14 protein-coding genes and 1 pseudogene are annotated in these 18,184 nt (G+C 69.6%); 8 read left to right on the top strand and 7 right to left on the bottom strand.

The features are described from left to right. Positions 1-29: 29 nt before the first annotated feature. The 6 genes from LXE91_RS20345 to LXE91_RS20320 form a co-directional block, all read right to left on the bottom strand. Positions 30-737: an MgtC/SapB family protein gene (locus LXE91_RS20345; RefSeq protein ID WP_011354660.1), complete on the bottom strand. Its 708-nt coding sequence runs from the start codon at positions 735-737 to the stop codon at positions 30-32. Positions 738-1,042: 305 nt separating this feature from the next. Then, complete coding sequence (locus LXE91_RS20340; RefSeq protein ID WP_039344024.1) at positions 1,043-2,587, bottom strand: TolC family protein; 1,545 nt, start codon at positions 2,585-2,587, stop codon at positions 1,043-1,045. Positions 2,588-2,762: 175 nt separating this feature from the next. Then, positions 2,763-4,853 (bottom strand): FUSC family protein, encoded by a 2,091-nt coding sequence (locus LXE91_RS20335; protein ID WP_278068159.1) that lies wholly within the window; start codon positions 4,851-4,853, stop codon positions 2,763-2,765. Further along, positions 4,834-5,883, bottom strand: coding sequence for a multidrug transporter subunit MdtN (gene mdtN, locus LXE91_RS20330; protein ID WP_039344028.1), 1,050 nt, complete (start codon positions 5,881-5,883; stop codon positions 4,834-4,836). The genes LXE91_RS20335 and mdtN overlap by 20 nt, the downstream gene beginning before the upstream one ends. Continuing rightward, positions 5,880-6,173 carry a hypothetical protein gene (locus LXE91_RS20325; RefSeq protein WP_039344030.1) on the bottom strand — a complete coding sequence of 98 codons (294 nt, stop codon included), beginning with the start codon at positions 6,171-6,173 and terminating at the stop codon, positions 5,880-5,882. Before LXE91_RS20325 ends, mdtN begins: the two co-directional genes overlap by 4 nt. A gap of 242 nt (positions 6,174-6,415) precedes the next feature. Further along, on the bottom strand, positions 6,416-6,790 hold the full coding sequence (locus LXE91_RS20320) for a type 2 periplasmic-binding domain-containing protein (protein WP_135370710.1): 375 nt from the start codon (positions 6,788-6,790) through the stop codon (positions 6,416-6,418). 234 nt (positions 6,791-7,024) lie between these two features. Between LXE91_RS20320 and LXE91_RS20315 the strand changes: the two genes are divergently transcribed. After that, positions 7,025-8,173 carry a metallophosphoesterase gene (locus LXE91_RS20315; protein ID WP_039344032.1) on the top strand — a complete coding sequence of 383 codons (1,149 nt, stop codon included), beginning with the start codon at positions 7,025-7,027 and terminating at the stop codon, positions 8,171-8,173. A gap of 72 nt (positions 8,174-8,245) precedes the next feature. On the opposite strand, the pseudogene LXE91_RS20310 reads toward LXE91_RS20315, so the two are convergent. After that, positions 8,246-8,429: pseudogene (locus LXE91_RS20310) on the bottom strand (malonic semialdehyde reductase); the annotation flags it as partial. 106 nt (positions 8,430-8,535) lie between these two features. Here LXE91_RS20310 and LXE91_RS20305 point away from each other — a divergent pair. The 7 genes from LXE91_RS20305 (at position 8,536) to LXE91_RS20275 (ending at position 18,022) form a co-directional block, all read left to right on the top strand. After that, positions 8,536-9,141: an alpha-ketoglutarate-dependent dioxygenase AlkB family protein gene (locus tag LXE91_RS20305; RefSeq protein ID WP_039344036.1), complete on the top strand. Its 606-nt coding sequence runs from the start codon at positions 8,536-8,538 to the stop codon at positions 9,139-9,141. Between the two features lie 340 nt (positions 9,142-9,481). Beyond that, positions 9,482-9,688: a hypothetical protein gene (locus tag LXE91_RS20300; protein ID WP_039344038.1), complete on the top strand. Its 207-nt coding sequence runs from the start codon at positions 9,482-9,484 to the stop codon at positions 9,686-9,688. Positions 9,689-9,994: 306 nt separating this feature from the next. Next, positions 9,995-10,426, top strand: a complete 432-nt coding sequence (gene gspI, locus LXE91_RS20295) for a type II secretion system minor pseudopilin GspI (RefSeq protein ID WP_039344174.1) — start codon at positions 9,995-9,997, stop codon at positions 10,424-10,426. Then, positions 10,410-11,078 (top strand): PulJ/GspJ family protein, encoded by a 669-nt coding sequence (locus LXE91_RS20290; RefSeq protein WP_039344040.1) that lies wholly within the window; start codon positions 10,410-10,412, stop codon positions 11,076-11,078. The genes gspI and LXE91_RS20290 overlap by 17 nt, the downstream gene beginning before the upstream one ends. A gap of 177 nt (positions 11,079-11,255) precedes the next feature. Further along, positions 11,256-13,478, top strand: coding sequence for a tetratricopeptide repeat protein (locus LXE91_RS20285; protein WP_039344042.1), 2,223 nt, complete (start codon positions 11,256-11,258; stop codon positions 13,476-13,478). A 42-nt stretch (positions 13,479-13,520) separates the two neighbouring features. Then, the gene (locus LXE91_RS20280; RefSeq protein ID WP_039344043.1) at positions 13,521-15,764 is read left to right on the top strand and encodes a tetratricopeptide repeat protein; all 2,244 of its coding nucleotides are present in this window, start codon (positions 13,521-13,523) and stop codon (positions 15,762-15,764) included. After that, the gene (locus LXE91_RS20275; protein ID WP_082139573.1) at positions 15,761-18,022 is read left to right on the top strand and encodes a tetratricopeptide repeat protein; all 2,262 of its coding nucleotides are present in this window, start codon (positions 15,761-15,763) and stop codon (positions 18,020-18,022) included. The genes LXE91_RS20280 and LXE91_RS20275 overlap by 4 nt, the downstream gene beginning before the upstream one ends. Positions 18,023-18,184: the final 162 nt, after the last annotated feature.

Here is an 18,184-nt window from a genome sequence, read left to right as displayed (position 1 = left end):
AGCGCGACATGCGGCTGCCGCCATGCCGCTCACTCCATCATCGGCTCCGCTTCCTTCGCGGTCCAGCTCACGCTGGAAATGCTCTTCTCCATGCTCATCCGGCTCGCGATCTGCTCGAGCTTCTGCTGATCCTTCGGATGCAGCTTCAGTGTCGCGGTGACCTTCAGCCGGTCCGGCTGGTCGGGCACGTCCTCGCTCGTGAGGCTCTGGAACGACAGCGGCTTCGCATACATCGAGTTCGACAGCAGCGTGCGGATGTGCACTTCGTCGGAGGCCAGGCAGATCACGGTGATCTGGTATTCGCGCACGAGATCGGCGTTCGATACCGGCGTCGCGTTGATCGCCTGGCTGACGCTGCGCAGCAGCGTATTGGTGAGCAGCACGACGCCGGTGCCGGCGAGCGCCGGCACGTAATGACCGGAACCGGACAGCACGCCGACGGCGGCCGAGCACCACAACGTCGCGGCGGTGTTGATGCCCTGGATCGAGCCCTTGTCGCGCATGATCACGCCGCCGCCTAGGAAGCCGACGCCCGACACGACGTAGGCGGCGATCTGCGTGACGCCCGCGACGCCGTTGCCGGTCAGGACACCGAGCGTGACGAACAGGCACGCGCCGCTCGCGACGAGCGTGATGGTGCGCAGGCCGGCCGTGCGCTGGCGCATCTGGCGTTCGATGCCGATGGCGACGCCGCAGGCGAACGCGGTGAAAAGACGGAGTGCGAAATCGAAAGTCATGGGTGTCCTGCCGTGCAAGGAGCGCGTGCCGTTTCGCGTCGCTGCGGCGCAAGGCCGAAGGCGACACGAAGATAGCCGTCATCGCGCGGTACTGTACCGCGCGAATGCGTCATTCAGTGTGAAACGGGTGGCGTGCGGCTCGCGGAACGCGAGCCGGGCAGGAGAACTGCGTCGGACAGGCGTTCAGGCGGCAAGCGGCGCACGCAACGGAGTGCTGCAACTGTCCACGATGGTTCCTGAAGGAAGAATGGGCGGCATTCTAGTGGGCGGCGAGCGCATGCGTCAACCGCCTCGCGGCGGCTGCGCTACTGCGCCGAGCCGATCGTCCCGGTCGCAAGCGCGAGCGCGGCGGCGGCCGACAGCGCGCCCGCATAGCTGTCGACCTCCGCGTTACGGGCAGCGAGCAACTGGCTTTGCGCGATCGTCGCATCGGTGACCGACCCGACGCCGTTCCGGTACGCGGTCAGCGCCGCGTCGTAACTCGTCTGCGCGGCGTCGACGAGCGCCTTCGCGGCGTCGTGCGACGCCAGGCTCGTCTGTACCGCGTTTTGCGCGGCGACGATCTGGCGGACCGCTTCCTCCTTGGTCCGCGTGAGGCGCGCGGAGGCGCTTTCCGCGTCGTTGCGCGCCTGCATCAGCACGGCCGAGCGCAGGCCGCCGTCGTACAGCGGAATCGTCACGCCGAGGAACACGCCGCCGCCGTAGCGGCTGCCGTTCAGGTTGACGGTCGGTGCCTGGTCGCCGATCGCGGGCAGCGCGGAGATCGACGTGCCGCCGCTCGCGTACGACGTCGATGCGGACAGGAAAATCTTCGGCATGAACGCGGCTTCCGCGGCCTTGATCTTCGCGCGATTGGCCTTTTCGAGCGCGAACGCGCCCTGCAGGTCGGGGCGGCGCGCGATCGCATCCGACACGATCGCGTCGACCGACGAGCCGAGCGAGGGCGGCAGCGGCCGCTTCGGCAGCGCGGCGACGGTCGGCTTCGACAGCGGCGAGATGCCGAGCGCGGAGACGAGGGCGAGGTAGCCGTCGCTCTCCGTGCCGTTCGCCTGCACGAGCGCGAGGTTGGCCTGCGCGCGGTTCTGCGTCGCCTGCGCGAGTTCGACGACCGTGCCGACACCGTGCTTGAGCCGCGCGCGGGAGGCCGCGAGGATCGCGTCCGCGTTCGCGAGGCCCTGCCGGGCGCTGAGTGCGCGCGAGCGTGCGGCTTCGTAGCGGTAGTACGCGACGGTCACGTCGTGGATCACCTGCTGGTGTACGGCCGTGAACGCGACATTCGACGCGATCGACGCCTGTTCGGCCGCTTCGACGCGCGCCGCGCGGCCGCCGAAATCGAACAGCAGCCATTGCAGCGACAGCGCCGAGATGGTGCCGTGCACGGTGGAGTTGCTCGACGAGTCGCCGAGGAACGACGACGTCGACCCGTGGTTGGCCTGGTACCCGCCCATGGCCGTCGCGGACAGCTTCGGCAGGTAGGCGGTCTTGGCCAGGCCGACCGCGAGCGCGGCGTTACGCGCGTCGTTCCACGCGATACGGGTCAGCGGGTTCGCCGATTCGGCGAGATCGATCAGCTCGGGCAGCGTGTACGCGTGCGCGGCATCGAGCGCGGCCGGCGGCGAGACGGACGCGAGTGCCGGCGACGCGGGCAGCGTGTAGTCGTGCGAACCTTGCGCGGACGCGCGCGGCGGCCCCGGCACGATGTCGCCTGCGGCGGACGTTTGCGGCTGCCACGGGCGGTCGGACGCCTCCGGCGCCAGATCGATCGACGACGTCGCGCAGCCGGCCAGCGCGACGGCGGTCGCGAGGGCGGCGGCGGCGATCGAGGCGGCCGGCGGTTCAGGTACGCGCATGGGGGCAGGCTCCTTCGGTGTGGCTTGACGGGCGGCATCGGCGATGTGCGCGAGCCGCGTGTCGATCAGGTTCAGCAGCGCGTCGCGTGCGGGGTCGGTGGGGCTGCGCGCGGCGGGGTAGCCGGCGGCGCGGCGGGTTCTCGATGGGGCGCGGTGTCGTCGTCGCGCGGTTCGGTCACGCGGGCGAGCTGCGCGCCGATCGCCGCGTCGCCGGGCTTGCGTTCGGCGAGCAGGAACAGCGGCCTTCGAGCGCGCCGAGTTCCGCGAGCGCGCGCCGCCGCGTGGCGAGCCACGAAGCGGCCGGCCGGACCCACGACGGTTCGTAGTGCACCAGCCCGAGCTCCTGCGTGATCGCGCCGTGGCGGGCAAACGCGTCAGCCGCGAGCGCGCGCCGCTCGGCCGGCTGCGCGACCTGCACGAGGCGCCGCCACTGGTCGATCAGCGCGGCGAGCCCCGCGTCGATCTGCTTGCCGATGCTGACGGGCCAGATGCGCGTGAACACGAGATACACGACGACGTTGCCGAGCAGGATGCCGATCGTGCGATCGCGCGCGATCGTCAGGTCGAAGCCGGGGCCGGCGCCCTGGATCACGCACAGGAAAAACGCGAACGCGATCTGGAAGCCGGCATACGCGATGCGCGGCGAGCCGAACGCGACCCACGCGGCGAGCCACCCGCCGGCGAACACCAGCGCCATCAGGTGGCCGACCGACGACAGCGACGGCACGACGAAGACCAGCGCCGCCGTGCCGAGCAGCGCGCCGACGATGCAGCCGAAGATCCGCAGCGTGAGCTTCTCGACCGTCTCGGCCGTCGAGCCGAGCGACACGATGTAGCAGGTGACGACGCAGGTATGGATGCCCGACCAGTCGAGCTGCGAATACAGCAGGTAGCAGAAGATCGCCGCGGCGGTCGTCTTCAGCGCGTAGCGGATGTGGTCGGGATTGGTGCGCGCGTCGGGCAGGAAGAAGCCGCCGCGCGGGGCGGCTGCGGGGGCGTCGGGGGTAGTTGCCGAAGCCGTCGAAGCCGTCGAAGCCGACGAAGCCGACGAAGCCGACGAAGCCGACGAAGCCGACGAAGCCGACGAAGCCGACGAAGCCGACGAAGCCGACGAAGCCGACGAAGCCGACGAAGCCGACGAAGCCGACGAAACCGACGAAACCGACGAAGCCGACGAAGCCGACGAAGCCGTCGAAGCCGTCGAAGCCGTCGAAGCCGTCGAAGCCGTCGAAGCCGTCGAAGCCGTCGAAGCCGTCGAAGCCGTCGAAGCCGTCGAAGCGACATCGGTCGTTGCGGCTGGTTCCGCGAAATGCGTGATCGCCGCCTGGAGATCCGTTGCAGCAACGCGCGCGAGCGGCGGCAGCGTGTCGGTCGGCGGGAGCGCGAGCGTCACGTCGACCGGGTAGCCGCCCTGGTCGAGGATGTCTGCCATCTCGTCGAGTGTCGCGGCGATCGGCGTGGTGTACGCGTCGGGCAGCCGTGCGCCTGGTTCGCGATCGGCCAGTGCGACGCCGACGAGCAGCGCGGTGCTCGAAGCCACGGCCTGCCGCAACGCCGCGAAGTCGGCGGCGGACGACGAGCCTTCGAGTTTCGACAGCTTGAGCCACGTGAGCAGCTGCTTGTCGCCTTCGTGCAGGCTGGCGTTGAATGCGTCGCGCGCCGCATCGTCACCGCGCAGCCGCTGCGCGGCGAGCCGCAAGCGCTTCGCGAGTTGCGCGTGCGCGAGTTTGCGCGGCGACGGCGCGATCAGCAGGTTGACGACGATCGCGACACCGACCGGGATCGCGATCGTCAGCCAGATGTACAGCAGCGCGCGCGTTGCAGCTTCGCCGAACGGCGCGAGGCCGAGCTGGTCGAGCCCGAAGCCGACGATCATCGCGAGGATCGCGCCCACCGGGCGCAGCTTGCTGGCCGACGTCAGATAGAGGAGGCCGACCGACAGCACGGCCATGCACGCGACCCGCAGGATCGAATAGTCGATGCTGAAGATCGCGATGCCGAGCACGAGCCCGATCACGATCGTGACGATCACCAGCAGCGCGGCCGCGAGCACGACGCTCGTCACGCGGTCGGCGCGGATCATGAAGAACACGACGTACGCTGACAGCGCGGCTTCGGGCGTGCCGTAGGCGGCCGTCACGAGCGCGGTCAGCGCGCAGATCAGTGCGACCCGCACGGCAATCGACATGCGCCCCGGAAACGGCGCGAGCAGTCGCAGGACTTCGCGCGGGCCCGGCGAGCGAACCTCAGCGGCAGGCAGTGCCATGCCGGACCTCGACGATCGCGCTGGCGCCGACGCGCACGAGCTTGCCGTCGGGTTCGTCGAGCTTCACGCGCACCGGGAAGCGCTGCGCGACGTGTACCCAGTTCACCGAGTTCTGCACGATCGGGAGCGTGCGCGGCAGGTTGATGCGGGCGCTGTCGGCGATGCCTGCACCGACGCCGACGACCTTGCCGGTCAGCGGGCGGCTGCGGTCGATCATCGAATAGACGGTCGCGCAGTCGCCGACCTCGATGCGGCTCAGTGACGTCTCGCGGAAGTTGCCGACGGCGAACCATTCGCTCGCGTCGATCAGCGTGAAGATCGACTGGTTCGGCGCAAGGGTTTCGCCGGCGAGCACGCTCAGGCCCGTGACGAGGCCGTCGTGCGGCGCGCGCACGACGGTGTCTTCGAGCGCGTGCTGCGCGCGGGCCAGCGCGGCTTCGCGCGCATGCAGCGTCGCGATCGCGTCGGCTTCGTCGCCGATCGTCTGTGAGGACGCGCGCTGCTGTTCCTGCGCCTGCGTGAGCGACACGGCCGCGTCGCGCTGGCGGACCTTCGCCTGGTCGAACTGCTGCGCGCTGACGTAGCCCTGGGCGGCGAGCGGCGCGAGCCGGTTCACGTCGCGGGTCGCGAGGTCGGCGTTTTGCGTCGCGCGCTTGACCTGCTCGGCGGCCACGGCCGCGTTCGAGCGCTCGCCGATCAGCGAACGGCGGCGCGTGTCGAGCGATGCGCGCGCGAGTTCGAGGTCGGCCTGCGCCTGCGCAACCGTCAGCCGGTACGGCACGGGATCGATGACGTACAGCAGGTCGCCCTTCGCGACGCGCTGGTTTTCATGCACCGCGAGCTGCACGATGCGGCCGCCGACCGGCGACGCGACGTGCACGACGTCCGCGTCGATCGACGCGTCGTCGGTGGACGGGTAGGCCGTCGTGCGGTAGTACGCGTACACGAGTGCCGCGATGCCGAGCGCGACGATCGCCAGTGCGATCACGCGGCCTTTGATGGAGGGGCGGGCGATACCGGCGGCCTTCATGCGAACGGCCCCGTGCCGGTGAGCCACACGATCACCGCGACCACGAGCCCGATCGCCGTGCAGACGGCCAACTGGTAAGGGACCGTCGCGGCCCAGCCGGTCGCGACGAATACGCGGTGCGCGACGATCGCGCCGACGACGCCGACGATCGCGCTGACGAGCCAAAGCGGGAAATATGCGCCGAACAGGACGTACGACGGTGCGCCGCGCGATGCGCAGCCCGCGAGCGGCAGGGCTGGCACCAGGACGGCGGCGACGCGCAAGGGCGCGCGCGGCGTTGTTGTTCTCATGGTGTGACGAGCTCGACGTTGGGGGTGGATGCCGGGCGCGGCGCAATGCGGATCGTCGCGACCGGCCGGGCCGCGACGACGATTCCGGGATATGGAGCCGATAATAAATCAGCGCGATGCGGACCGCCAGCCACCCGCCCCATGCCCCTTGGGGGGATTGCCGGTCGGGGGGGCGTGTCCGCACGTTCGGCACCGCGATTCCGCAATGATGGTCGGACCGTCGCGATTCTGCCAGCGCAAGCTCAAGTAGGGTTGCTAACGGACTGTAAAGGATCGTCAGACGAACGAAGGGCGGCCGATTTGTCCTGTCGACAGCGCGGAATCGGGCCGGAAACGGCCGATTGCCGTGCGAACGCTGAGGAATACGGGGGCCGGCGGATCGGCGGGGCGATGTTGAAGAGTGGGCCGACCGGATTGCGCGTGAAGCGCGGCAGCGTGTCGCGATCGGTGACGCAGATCCACCACCGGCGTTCGGCCTGAGCGGTCTGCTCGTTTGCTCGCCCGCGAGCGCGACGACGCACGGTGCCGTCAGGCAAGACGCGGACGTTCCCATCGATCATCCGGCCGCCGTTCTCGACGTGGCTGACCTGGACGTGCAAGCGCAGCGTGCGCTTCACGTCGGGAACGAGGCGTTTCAGGAAAGCATCGACGGCGCTCGTGTCGGACAGGTCGATGAAGCCGCGGTAGAGCGTCGCGCCGGGCGGCGTCGAAGCCCGGCCGGCGACCGGTCGTCACAGCCGCGATCTGTGTACCATCGTACGTACGGTGCGACGCGCGGCACGGAGCCTCACGGCCTCGTGCAACACGCAACGCGGACGCGGTATCGGTATCGCAACGAAGGTGAGTGTTCCATGCGAAGTTTCTTTGTCCGGTTCATTGCAATCGGCGTGCTGTTCCATCTTTACGTCGGGATTCGAATCATTCCCGATGCATTCACGTCGCCGGTCGCGCGGACGATCGCGGCGCTCGTGCTGGCGAGCTTCGTCGTGCTGATCCCGGTCGGCATGTTCTCGCGCCGTTTCGACGAAGGCTGGGCCGCGACGCTGGCCGGCTGGGCCGGCTCGCTCGTGATGGGCTTCTTCTCGTCGCTGCTCCTGCTGACGTTCCTCCGCGAATTCGTGCTGCTCGGCGTGTCCGGATGGCGGCATCTCGGGCACGGCGGTGCGTGGCCCGGCGCGGCGACCGACACGGCGATCGGCGTGCTGGCCGGTGCGGTGTTCGTCACCGTGATCGGGTTCGTCGGTGCGCGCCGCACGGCGGCGGTCAAGCGCGTGTCGATCCCGGTCGCGGAGCTGCCGGCCGGGCTCGACGGGCTGACGATCGTGCAACTGTCCGACATCCACGTCGGGCCGACGATCAAGCGGCCGTACGTCGAACGGATCGTGCGCGCGGTCAACGCGCTCGATGCCGACCTCGTCGTCGTGACGGGCGACGTGGTCGACGGCTCGGTCAAGCGCCTGCGCGACCACACGGCGCCGCTCGGCCGCATGCAGTCGCGGCACGGCAGCTTCCTGGTGACGGGCAACCACGAGTATTACGCGGGCGCGCATGCGTGGATCGACGAGTTCCGGCGCATCGGGCTCACGGTGCTGCTCAACGAGCACGTGCTGATAGAACACGACGGTGCGCATGCGGTGCTCGCGGGTGTCACCGATTTCACGGCGGGCGGGTTCGATCCCGCCCATCGCAGCGACCCCGAGCAGGCGCTGGCCGGTGCGCCGCGCGACGTCGGTACGAAGATCCTGCTCGCGCACCAGCCGCGCAGCGCGGAAGCGGCGAACCGCGCCGGCTTTACCGTGCAGTTGTCGGGGCACACGCACGGCGGCCAGTTTCTGCCATGGCCACCGTTCGTGCGGCTGCAGCAGCCCGTGATCGGCGGGCTGAGTCGCATCGGCAATCTGTGGCTCTATACGAGCCGCGGCACCGGATACTGGGGGCCGCCGAACCGCTTCGGCGTGCCGTCCGAGATCACGCTGATCCGGCTGACGCGCGGCGGGTAGCGCACGTTCCCCCCGTTCGGGAAAGGCCGGCGCCGGCCCGTCATTGGCGGCACCGGCCCTGGCTCGCGGCCATCACTCGATGCGGGCGATGTCGTCGAAATCGAAGCTGCGGGCTGCGCGGGAACAGGCCGGCCGGATCGCCGTGGCCGAGATTCACGAGGAAGTTGCTCTTGATCGCGGTGCCGGCGAAGAATGCGGCGTCGACCTTCGCGCCGTCGAAGCCGGACATCGGGCCCGCGTCGAGGCAGGGTGCGCGCGGCTGCCTCCCATCCGCGAATGACAGCGCATGGCAGTGTGCGACGCCGTTGGCTAGTATGCAGGCATGCCTCCGTTCGCTCCGTTCATCGCCCGTTGCTCCCGACATGTCGACACCCGATCTCTTCGCTGACACGCCCGCACCCGACGTGGACTGGTACCCGGACTGGCTGGCGCCGTCCGATGCCGATCGCGTGCTGGCCGCGTTGATCGGGGAAGTCGCGTGGCAGCAGGACACGATCCGCACGCCGCGCGGGCGCATACCGTTGCCGCGGCTGACCGCATGGCAGGGCGAGCCGGATGCCGTCTACGTGTATTCCGGGATCCGCAACGTGCCGGCGCCGTGGACGCCGGCCGTGCTCGACTTGAAGCGCGCGGTCGAGGCGACGTCCGGCGCGCGTTTCAACAGCGTGTTGCTCAATCGCTACCGCAACGGGCAGGACAGCCTCGGCTGGCATGCGGACAACGAACCCGAACTCGGCGATGCGCCGGTGATCGCATCGGTGAGCCTCGGCGCGATGCGCGTGTTCGACCTTCGCCATCGCCAGACCGGTGTCACGCATGCGTATCGCCTCGGGCATGGCAGCCTCCTCGTGATGCGGGGCCGCACGCAGGCCGAATGGCAGCATCGCGTGCCGAAGGCGCCGGGTGTGCAGGGCGAGCGCGTGAACCTGACGTTTCGGCGCGTGATGCCGGTCGGTATGGGCCGGTAACAACCGGCGTCGCCGAGGTGCCCGGATCGCCGGGCGATTCGCGCCCCGTTTTCGCGATTCATGCGCGATCGATACGGGCAAGCGGTCGCATGTGCGGCACGTTGCCGCACGAGTGGTGAGCCGTGCGCGCTGAAACGGCGCAGAGGCCCGTGCCATATGGGTTTCAGGAAAATTTGATCGACCGACCGGTTCCGATAGATGAGTGGAACCTCTGATGGTGCGTCGCAACAATCCTTGACTAGACTGTCGAATGGCAGAAGCGCGTCGCATCCCGGCGCGATCCTTTCGACATGCCCCAAGCGTTGCCGATGCGGTGCGCAAGGGGGCAGGAGCAAAACGCGTGACCGTATTCGACCCTTCCTTCGAACCCTCGCTGCACGTCTTTGAACAAGACGGCGGATGGCAATGGGCGCTGACGGTGAAGCGGGCGACCGGCGTGGGCGTGAAAGTCGTTGCGTTCAGCCGGGAAGGCTTTCGCGGCGAATCCGAGGCCTACGCCGCCGGCCAGCTTGCCCGCGCCGAGTATGACGCCGCCGTGACGGCCTGACGCCGTCGCGGCAATCCCGCCGCCCGAGGTTCGTCTTCATCGCTTGCCGCCCGCCGCCGGGTGGAGCTTCCCGATCGTTTTCAGTTTTCCGTCGCCTGTCGCGCTTCGCGCGACCGTGCGTGCGGCGCGCTTGCGCGCCCGTCCGCCCGAGCTCGCCGCGCCAAATGGTCCGTACCATTCGACACGTGTGTGCCATACGCCCCGCTTAACGTCGTTGCACGGCGTCGGTCGCGCCGGCGATGCGGCTTCGCGCCGTGATTTGAATGCCGGACGCCGGACGCCGACCCATCGACAAGAATGCAGGTCATGTGCGACGACAGAACCGACTACAACCGCCATGCGCGCGGTGGATCGCGCACGGCGCGGGCGCCGGAACGGGGATTCACGCTGATCGAGGTGCTGATCGCGCTGGCGATCGTCGCTGTGGCGCTGGGCGCCGTGATGCGCGCGATCGGCGCGCTCGCGTCGGATACCGACATGGCGCGCATGCGCCTGCTCGCGTTATGGAGCGCCGACAACGCGCTCGGCGAGATCCGCATCGCCTCGACCTGGCCGTCCGTCGGCACCAACACGTTTGCCTGCCCGCAGGGGCGCTACCGGTTCGTGTGCCGCCAGTCGGTGGCCGCGCTGCCGAGCCCGCTCGTGCGTCGCGTGACGGTGAGCGTGTATCCGTCCGCGTCGAGCCGGAACGTGCTCGCCGAAGTCGTCACGGTGATCCAGAATGAAGCGCGCCACTGACCTGCGCGCGGCGGCGCGTGCCCGTGCCCGCGGCTTCACGCTGATCGAGATGCTGGTCGCGATCGCGCTGCTCGCCGTGATCGCGCTGCTGTCGTGGCGCGGCCTCGACGCGACGATCCGCGGCCGCGACGATATCGCGTCGAATCTGGCGCAAACGCGTCTGCTGGGCCGCTACTTCTCTCAACTTCAGTTCGACCTGATGAACCTCGTCACGCCCGACGAAGTGTTCGGACCGCCGCTGCGGATCCGTCCGGGCGAGCTCGTGATGGTGCGCCATCTCGGCGTCGGCGGCGGGCCGACGCAGATGCAGGTCGTGCGCTACCAGCTCAAGGGGCGCGAGCTCGTGCGCAGCGCGTCGCAGCCGCTCGCGTCGCTGGCCGAGGTGGACGACGCGCTGCATCACATGGATGCGTTCGCGCGTGTGGTGGTCAGCAACGATGCGCGCTCGATGCAGCTTTCCGTGTGGATTCCGCCCGGCGGATGGACGACGAGCCAGGCCGACATCGAACAGTCCTATGCGCAGTTTCTCGCGCAGCACGGCATCAGCAACTTCACGTCGATCGGCGTGCCGGTGCCGCGCGGAGTCCGCTTCTCGGTGACGATGGGCGCGCCGGCGGTCGAATACGTGCGGACGATTCCGATCGGCCAGTGACGGCGGCGTGCGCGACGCCGGCTCGGCGGGTGTTCCGTCCCCCGGACAAAATGGTCCGTAACTTTCGTCATACGTCTGTTATTGGCCGTCCGTTAGTCTCGTGACGAGCATGGCTGCCGCGACCGGTTCCATCGAACCGGATCAGCGGCGGCATCGGCAAACGGGAAGGGGGCGAACGTGACGGTCGAGCACCGGCATGATGCACACGCGGGCGTGTCGGGAATCGACGCGCGCGGAGAACGGCAATCGGCGGCGATCCTGAGCCGCGCACAAAACTGGCACAGCGCCGGGCGATTCGACGACGCCGCGCGCGAATATCTCGCGGTGCTCGAGAAGGAGCCGGACAATCCCCAGGCATTGCACCTGTACGGCATCCTGCAGTTCCAGCGCGGTGCGGCGGACGATGCCGAAGCGTTGCTGCGCCAGTCGATCGCGATCGCACCCGGCACGCGCGTGCTGTCGGATCTCGGCGCGATCGCCGGCGAGCGCGGCCGCATCGGCGAGGCGCTCGAGCATTTCGCGGCCGCGCTGCGAACGACGCCCGACGACGTGCAGACGCTCGTGCGCCGCGGCAACACGCTGCTCGGGCTGCGCCGCCATGACGACGCGCTGGCGTCGTTCGACCGCGCGCTCGCGGTATCGCCGCTGGTGCTCGATGCGCTGTGCAATCGCGGCAGCGCGCTGCGTGCGCTGCGTCGCTTCGACGAGGCGCTCGATACCTACGATCGCGCGCTGATGGTCGACCCGCGTTCGTTCGAATCGTGGTTCAACCGCGGCCTCGTACTGCGCGAGATGCAGCGGCCGGCCGATGCGCTGCAGTGCTTCGAGCGCGCCAGCGCGATCCGGCCCGGCATGGCCGCGATCATGGCCGAGCGCGGCCGCACGCTGATCGATCTCGATCGGCCGGGCGAGGCACTCGACGCATTCAATGAAGCGATCGCGGCCGATCCCGGGCGGATCGACGTGCTGTACAACAGCGCGGTCGCGCTCGAGCGGCTCGGCCGCGCGGACGAAGCGCTCGCCCGCTGCGAGCGCGTGCTGGGTTTCGATCCGGATCATGTCCGCGCCCATGCGAGCCGCGGCAACGCATTGCTGCAGCTCAAGCGCCACGACGACGCGCTGGCTGCCTATGCGCGTGCGCTGGCGCTCGATCCGCACTCGGCGGAGACCTTGTGCAATCGCGGCACCGCGTTGCGTTACCTGAAGCGTTACGACGACGCGCTGGCCAGCTACGACGCCGCGCTTGCGCGCGACGCGCGGTTCGCCGAAGCGTGGACCAACCGCAGCAGCGTGCTGCAGGACCTGCATCGCTACGACGAAGCGATGGCGTCGCTCGACCGCGCGATCGCGCTGCGCCCCGATCACGCGACGAACTGGCTCAACCGCGGCAACCTCCATTTCGAAACGGCGCGCACGGACGATGCGCTTGCCGCGTACGACCGCGCGATCGCGCTGCAACCCGACTACGCCGAAGCGCATTTCGCGCGCGCGTCGCTGTATCTGATCGACGGCGATTTCGTGCGCGGCTGGCCCGAGTACGAATGGCGGATGCGCGATGCGCAGCTTGCGCGGCACTACCGGCCGTTCACGCAGCCGGCGTGGCAGGGCGACACGCCGCTCGACGGCCGGACCGTGCTGATTCATGCGGAGCAGGGGTTCGGCGACACGCTGCAGTTCTGCCGCTATGTGCCCCTGGTGGCGGAACGTGGCGCGCGGGTCGTGTTCGAGGTGCAGCCGCAGTTGCGCGCGCTGATGGCGTCGCTGCCTGGCACGGCCCACGTGATCGCGCGCGGCGACCCGTTGCCGGCGTTCGACTGCCAGACGCCGTTGTTGAGCCTGCCGCATGCGTTTCGCACGGAAGAAGCGACGATTCCGCAACCGGGCGCCTATCTGCATGCCGACCCGCAGCGCACGCGCCAGTGGGACGCGCTGCTCGGCGCGCGTCGGCGGCCACGGATCGGGATTGCCTGGGCCGGCAATCCGGAGCACCGGAACGATCACAACCGGTCGATCGATTTCTCGCGGCTCGCGCCGCTGTTCGATCTCGACGTCGACTGGATCAGCCTGCAAAAGCCCGTGCGCGAACGCGACGCGGCGCTGCTCGCGGCCGCGCTGGTGCGCCGCGTCGACGACGAACTCGGCGACTTCTCGGACACGGCCGCGCTGATCGGCGCACTGGATCTCGTGATCGCAGTCGATTCCGCCGTCGCGCATCTGGCGGGTGCGCTGGGCCACGCGGTCTGGGTGCTGCTGCCCGATCCGGCGGAGTGGCGCTGGATGCGCACGCGCGGCGACAGCCCGTGGTATCCGTCCGCGCGGCTGTTCCGGCAGGCGGCGCCGGGTGACTGGACGGGCGCGATCGATGCGGTGCGTGCCGCGATCGAGCCGATGACACGTTAGACACGACACGCGATACCAACAGCGACAAGTGGGGGCCACACGATGACACCGAACGGGGAAGGGACGACACTCGCGAGCGCGCCGGTCGCGCCGGATCGCCGTCCGCCCGATACCGCGCAACTCGAACGGCTGCTCTTGCGCGCGCGCAAGGCGCACCACGAGGGCGCGCTGCTGCATGCGGAACACGCGTATACGGAATTGCTGACGCTCGATCCCGAGCATCCGGAGGCGCTGCACCTGCTCGGCGCGGTGCGCTTTCAGCAAGGGCGGCTCGGCGACGCCGAGCCGCTGATGCGGCGCTCGATCGAGCACCGGCCGGTGCCGCTCGCGCTCGCGAATTACGCGGCGGTGCTGACCGGGCTCGGGCGGGAGCACGACGCGCTCGCGCGTCTCGACGAAGCACTTGCGATCAACCCCGTTCATCAGCGCGTGCTGTTTCAGCGCGCGGGCCTGCTCGGGCAACTCGCCCGGTACGACGACGCATGCGCGGTCTACGATCGGCTGCTCGAGCTGACGCCCGGTTTTGCCGACGGCTATGTGAAGCGCAGCGACATGCTGCGCGCGCTCGGCCGTCATGACGAAGCGCTTGCCGATTGCGATCGATCGATCGCGCTGGCCGGGCGTTCGTTCGATGCGATGCGCGGGCGCGGCCTCGCGTTGCGCGAACTCGGCCGCTTCCGCGATGCGGTCGACAGCTATGGCCATGCGCTCGCGCAGACGCCCGGCAGCGCCGAAGTGCTGTTCCTGCGCGGTGTCGCGTATCTCGATCTGCACGACCCCGAGCGCGCGCTCGCGGATTTCAATGCGGCGATCGCGGCGAGCCCGACTTTCATCGATGCGATCTTCAACAGCTCGATCGCGCTCGAGCAGCTCGGCCGGCACGACGAAGCGCTCGTGCGCTGCGACCGCGTGCTCGCGATCGATCCGCGCCATGCGCGGGCACTGGCGAACCGCGGCAACGCGGCCAGCCACCTGGAACGCTATCGCGACGCGGCCGACAGCTATGCGCGTGCGCTCGACGCGGAGCCGCGCAGCACCGGTGTGCTGTGCAACTACGCGAGCGCGCTGATGCGCATCGAACGTCACGACGATGCGCGCGACATGTGCGACCGTGCGCTCGCGCTCGATGCGGGCTACGTGCCTGCGTGGTTCACGCGCGGCCGCGTGCAGCTCGAGACGCACCGCTACGAGGCTGCGCTCGACGATTTCGCGCGGGTGATCGACGCGACGCCGCGCGACAAGCTCGCGCATTTTCATAAAGCCAACGCCCTGCGTGCGCTGCGGCGGCACGACGCCGCGCGGCAGGCCTATGCGGACGCGATCGAGATCGATCCCGATTACGTGCTCGCGCACTGCATGCGTGCGTTCCTGTGCCTGTCGATCGGCGATTTCGAAGCGGGGTGGGCCGAGTATGAATGGCGTTGGCGCGATACGCAGCTCGATGCAAGCCGGCGCACGTTCGCGCAGCCGCGCTGGACACACGGGATGCCGCTCGACGGCAAGACGATCCTGCTGTACCCGGAACAGGGGCTCGGCGACACGCTGCAGTTCTGCCGCTATGTCCCCCTCGTGAAAGCGCTCGGCGCACGCGTCGTGCTCGAAGCGCCGGTCGAACTGAAGGCGCTGTTCGCGACGCTCGACGGCGTCGATACGCTCGTCGCGCGCGGCGAGCCGCTGCCGCCGTTCGACCTGCATTGCCCGCTGCTGAGCCTGCCGCTCGAATTCCGCACGGATCTCGCATCGATTCCGGCCGGCGTGCCGTATCTCGCCGCCGACCCCGAGCGTGTCGCGCAGTGGCGCGAGCGGCTCGGCGCGGCCACGCGGCCGCGCATCGGCCTCGTGTGGTCCGGCAACCCGCTGCACCTGAACGACCGCAACCGCTCGATGACGCTCGCGGATCTGCTGCCGCTGTTCGACGACCGTTACGAGTGGATCAGCCTGCAGAAGGTGGTTCGCGACGAGGATCGCCCGGTGCTCGACGCGAGCGCGGTGCGCTTCGTCGGCGACGATCTTGCGGACTTCGCCGATACGGCGGCGCTGACTGCGCTGATGGACGGCATCGTCAGCGTCGATACGTCCGTCGCGCACCTCGCTGGCGCGCTCGGCCGCCCGCTCGCGCTGATGATCCCGCATACGCCCGATTTCCGCTGGTTGCTCGAACGGGACGACAGCCCGTGGTATCCGTCAGCGCGCCTGTTCCGCCAGCCGGCGGGCGGGCAGTGGGCACCTGTCGTCGAGCGGATCGCGGCCGAGTTGCCGACGCTCGTCGGCGGAGGCGCGCGATGAGTGCGCGCCGCGAGGCCGCGTCGATGGCGAGCGCCGTACCGGGCGCCGCGGCCATGCCGCTGCATGCGGTGCTCGCCGATGCGTTGCGCCAGGCGCGCGCGCGTCTCGAACAGCGCGACTTCGCGGGGGCCGGGCGACTCTACGAAGGCGTGCTGACGATGGCGCCCGATCATGTCGAGGCGCTGCACCTGCTGGGCCTCGTGCACCTGGAGCTCGGCAATCCCGCGCGGGCCGAGCCGCTGATCGCGCGGTCGATGAAGTTCGGATTGAGCCAGCCGTGGAATCTGGCGAACCACGCGGCGGCGCTGACCGGTGTCGGCCGCCATCGCGACGCGCTCGCGCTGGCCGATCGCGCACTCGGGGCCGACCCGGACCATGCGCCGTCGCATGCGGCGCGCGGCGATGCGCTGCTCGCGCTCGGGCAATACGACGCGGCGCTCGCCGCCTACGATCGGGCGCTCGTGCGGGAACCGGCACGCGTAACGGCGTGGCGCAAGCGCGGTGAAACGTTGCGCCGGCTCGAGCGGCCCGCCGATGCGCTGATCAGCGTCGAGCGCGCGTTGCGGCTCGACCCGGGCGATGCGGCCGCGAACATCGAACGTGGGCATGCGTTGCGTGCACTCGGTCATCGCGAGCAGGCGTTGCACAGCTATCAGCTCGCGATGGTCGTGCGTGGCAAGGCGCCCGAGCTCGTCTACGCATGCGGCGTCGTGATGACCGAACTCGGCCGCCCGGCCGACGCGCTCGCGTGTCTCGACGAGGGCCTCGCACGACACCCGAAAGACGAACAGTTGCTGTACGCGAGTTGTGTTGCGCTGGATCTGCTGCACGCGCGCGACGAATTGCTGAAGCGCTGCGACCGGCTCCTTGCGCTGAATCGCGGTAACGTCGCGGCGTGGGTGGGGCGCGGCAATGCTCTGCTCGGGCTCGAACGTCACGCGGACGCTGCGGACGCCTACGCGCAAGCGCTGGCGCGCAATCCCGACGATATCGACGCGCGCCGCAACCGCGCGGCTGCACTGCGTGCGCTCGGCCGGTTCGACGACGCGCTCGCCGATTACGACGCGGCGCTGGCGCTGACGGGCCCGCATGCGGAGCTGCATTACAACCGCGCGCTCGCGCTGCAGCAGCTCGGCCGCTACGACGAGGCGCTCGCGAGCCATGCGGCAGCGGCGGCCGCGCCGGCGGAGACCGCGCAGGCATTGTTCACGCGTGCGGTCGCGCGCCAGCACCTCGGGAACGACGATGCGGCGCTGGCGGATTATGCCGATGCATGCCGGCGCGAGCCGAACCACGGCGCCGCGCGCCGTTCGGAGGCGTTCTGCCGGCTGCTGACGGGCGATTTCGACGCGGGCTGGCGGCTGCACGAGGCGCGCTGGGATGCGGCCGACGTGATGCTGCACCGGCGTCATGCGGACCGGCCGCTGTGGACCGGCGACGAGCCGCTCGCCGGCCGCACGCTGCTGCTGCATGCGGAGCAGGGATACGGCGACACGCTGCAGTTCTGCCGTTACGCGAACCTCGCGCACGACGCCGGCGCGACCGTGATCGTCGAGGCGCCGGCCGCGCTGGGCGAATTGCTCGGCACGCTGCGCGGCGTGAGCCGGGTCGTCACCGAAGGGCAGCCCATGCCGGCGTTCGACCTGCAGTGTCCGCTGATGAGCCTGCCGTATGCATTCCGCACGACGCTCGATACGGTGCCGGCCGACGTGCCGTACCTGCGGGCCGATGCGCGACGGCGCGACGCGTGGGCACAACGTCTCGACGCGATGTCGCCGCCCGGCCGGTTGCGAATCGGGCTCGTCTGGTCGGGCAACCCGCGCCACGCGAACGACGAAAACCGTTCGATACCGTTTGCCGCGCTCCTGCCGCTCGTTGCAGCGCACGACGCGACGTTCGTGAGCCTGCAACCGCAGATACGCGCACGCGACGCCGACGCGTTTGCCGCGAGCGGCGTGTTGTCGTTTGCGGACACGCTCACGGATTTCTCCGAAACGGCTGCGCTGGTCGGCACGCTGGATCTCGTGATCAGTGTCGACACGTCGGTTGCGCACCTGGCCGGCGCGCTCGGGCGACCCGTCTGGCTGCTGCTGCCGCGCGTACCGGACTGGCGCTGGTTGCTCGGGCGCGACGACTGTCCGTGGTATCCGTCCGCGCGGCTGTTCCGGCAAGCGCGGCCCGGCGACTGGCCGGCCGTGATCGGTCGGGTGGCCGACGCGCTCGGCACGGTGCGCCGTGCGCCCCCTGTGGCGGCGTGACGGGCCTTCCATGACAAAAGCTACGGACCTTTTCACGGCGGCCGGAATGGTCCGTAACAGTCGCCATGTCGCTGCCATGCGCGCTTCGTATGGTCTTCGGATTCCAGCGGCCTGCTTCAGGCGCAACGACATGTACGGTGCCGGACCGGCGCCGCACGCAAA

Source organism: Burkholderia contaminans, assembly GCF_029633825.1.
Lineage (GTDB): Bacteria > Pseudomonadota > Gammaproteobacteria > Burkholderiales > Burkholderiaceae > Burkholderia > Burkholderia contaminans.
Note: the sequence above shows the minus strand (reverse complement) of the source record. Positions and strands in the feature narration are given on the sequence as shown.

What these genes read in the sequence shown, in the direction of transcription:
- LXE91_RS20345 (WP_011354660.1), bottom strand. Translation starts at nt 737, where the DNA reads ATGACTTTCGATTTCGCACTCCGTCTTTTCACCGCGTTCGCCTGCGGC.
- LXE91_RS20340 (WP_039344024.1), bottom strand. Translation starts at nt 2,587, where the DNA reads ATGCGCGTACCTGAACCGCCGGCCGCCTCGATCGCCGCCGCCGCCCTC.
- LXE91_RS20335 (WP_278068159.1), bottom strand. Translation starts at nt 4,853, where the DNA reads ATGGCACTGCCTGCCGCTGAGGTTCGCTCGCCGGGCCCGCGCGAAGTC.
- mdtN (WP_039344028.1), bottom strand. Translation starts at nt 5,883, where the DNA reads ATGAAGGCCGCCGGTATCGCCCGCCCCTCCATCAAAGGCCGCGTGATC.
- LXE91_RS20325 (WP_039344030.1), bottom strand. Translation starts at nt 6,173, where the DNA reads ATGAGAACAACAACGCCGCGCGCGCCCTTGCGCGTCGCCGCCGTCCTG.
- LXE91_RS20315 (WP_039344032.1), top strand. Translation starts at nt 7,025, where the DNA reads ATGCGAAGTTTCTTTGTCCGGTTCATTGCAATCGGCGTGCTGTTCCAT.
- LXE91_RS20305 (WP_039344036.1), top strand. Translation starts at nt 8,536, where the DNA reads ATGTCGACACCCGATCTCTTCGCTGACACGCCCGCACCCGACGTGGAC.
- gspI (WP_039344174.1), top strand. Translation starts at nt 9,995, where the DNA reads ATGTGCGACGACAGAACCGACTACAACCGCCATGCGCGCGGTGGATCG.
- LXE91_RS20290 (WP_039344040.1), top strand. Translation starts at nt 10,410, where the DNA reads ATGAAGCGCGCCACTGACCTGCGCGCGGCGGCGCGTGCCCGTGCCCGC.
- LXE91_RS20280 (WP_039344043.1), top strand. Translation starts at nt 13,521, where the DNA reads ATGACACCGAACGGGGAAGGGACGACACTCGCGAGCGCGCCGGTCGCG.
- LXE91_RS20275 (WP_082139573.1), top strand. Translation starts at nt 15,761, where the DNA reads ATGAGTGCGCGCCGCGAGGCCGCGTCGATGGCGAGCGCCGTACCGGGC.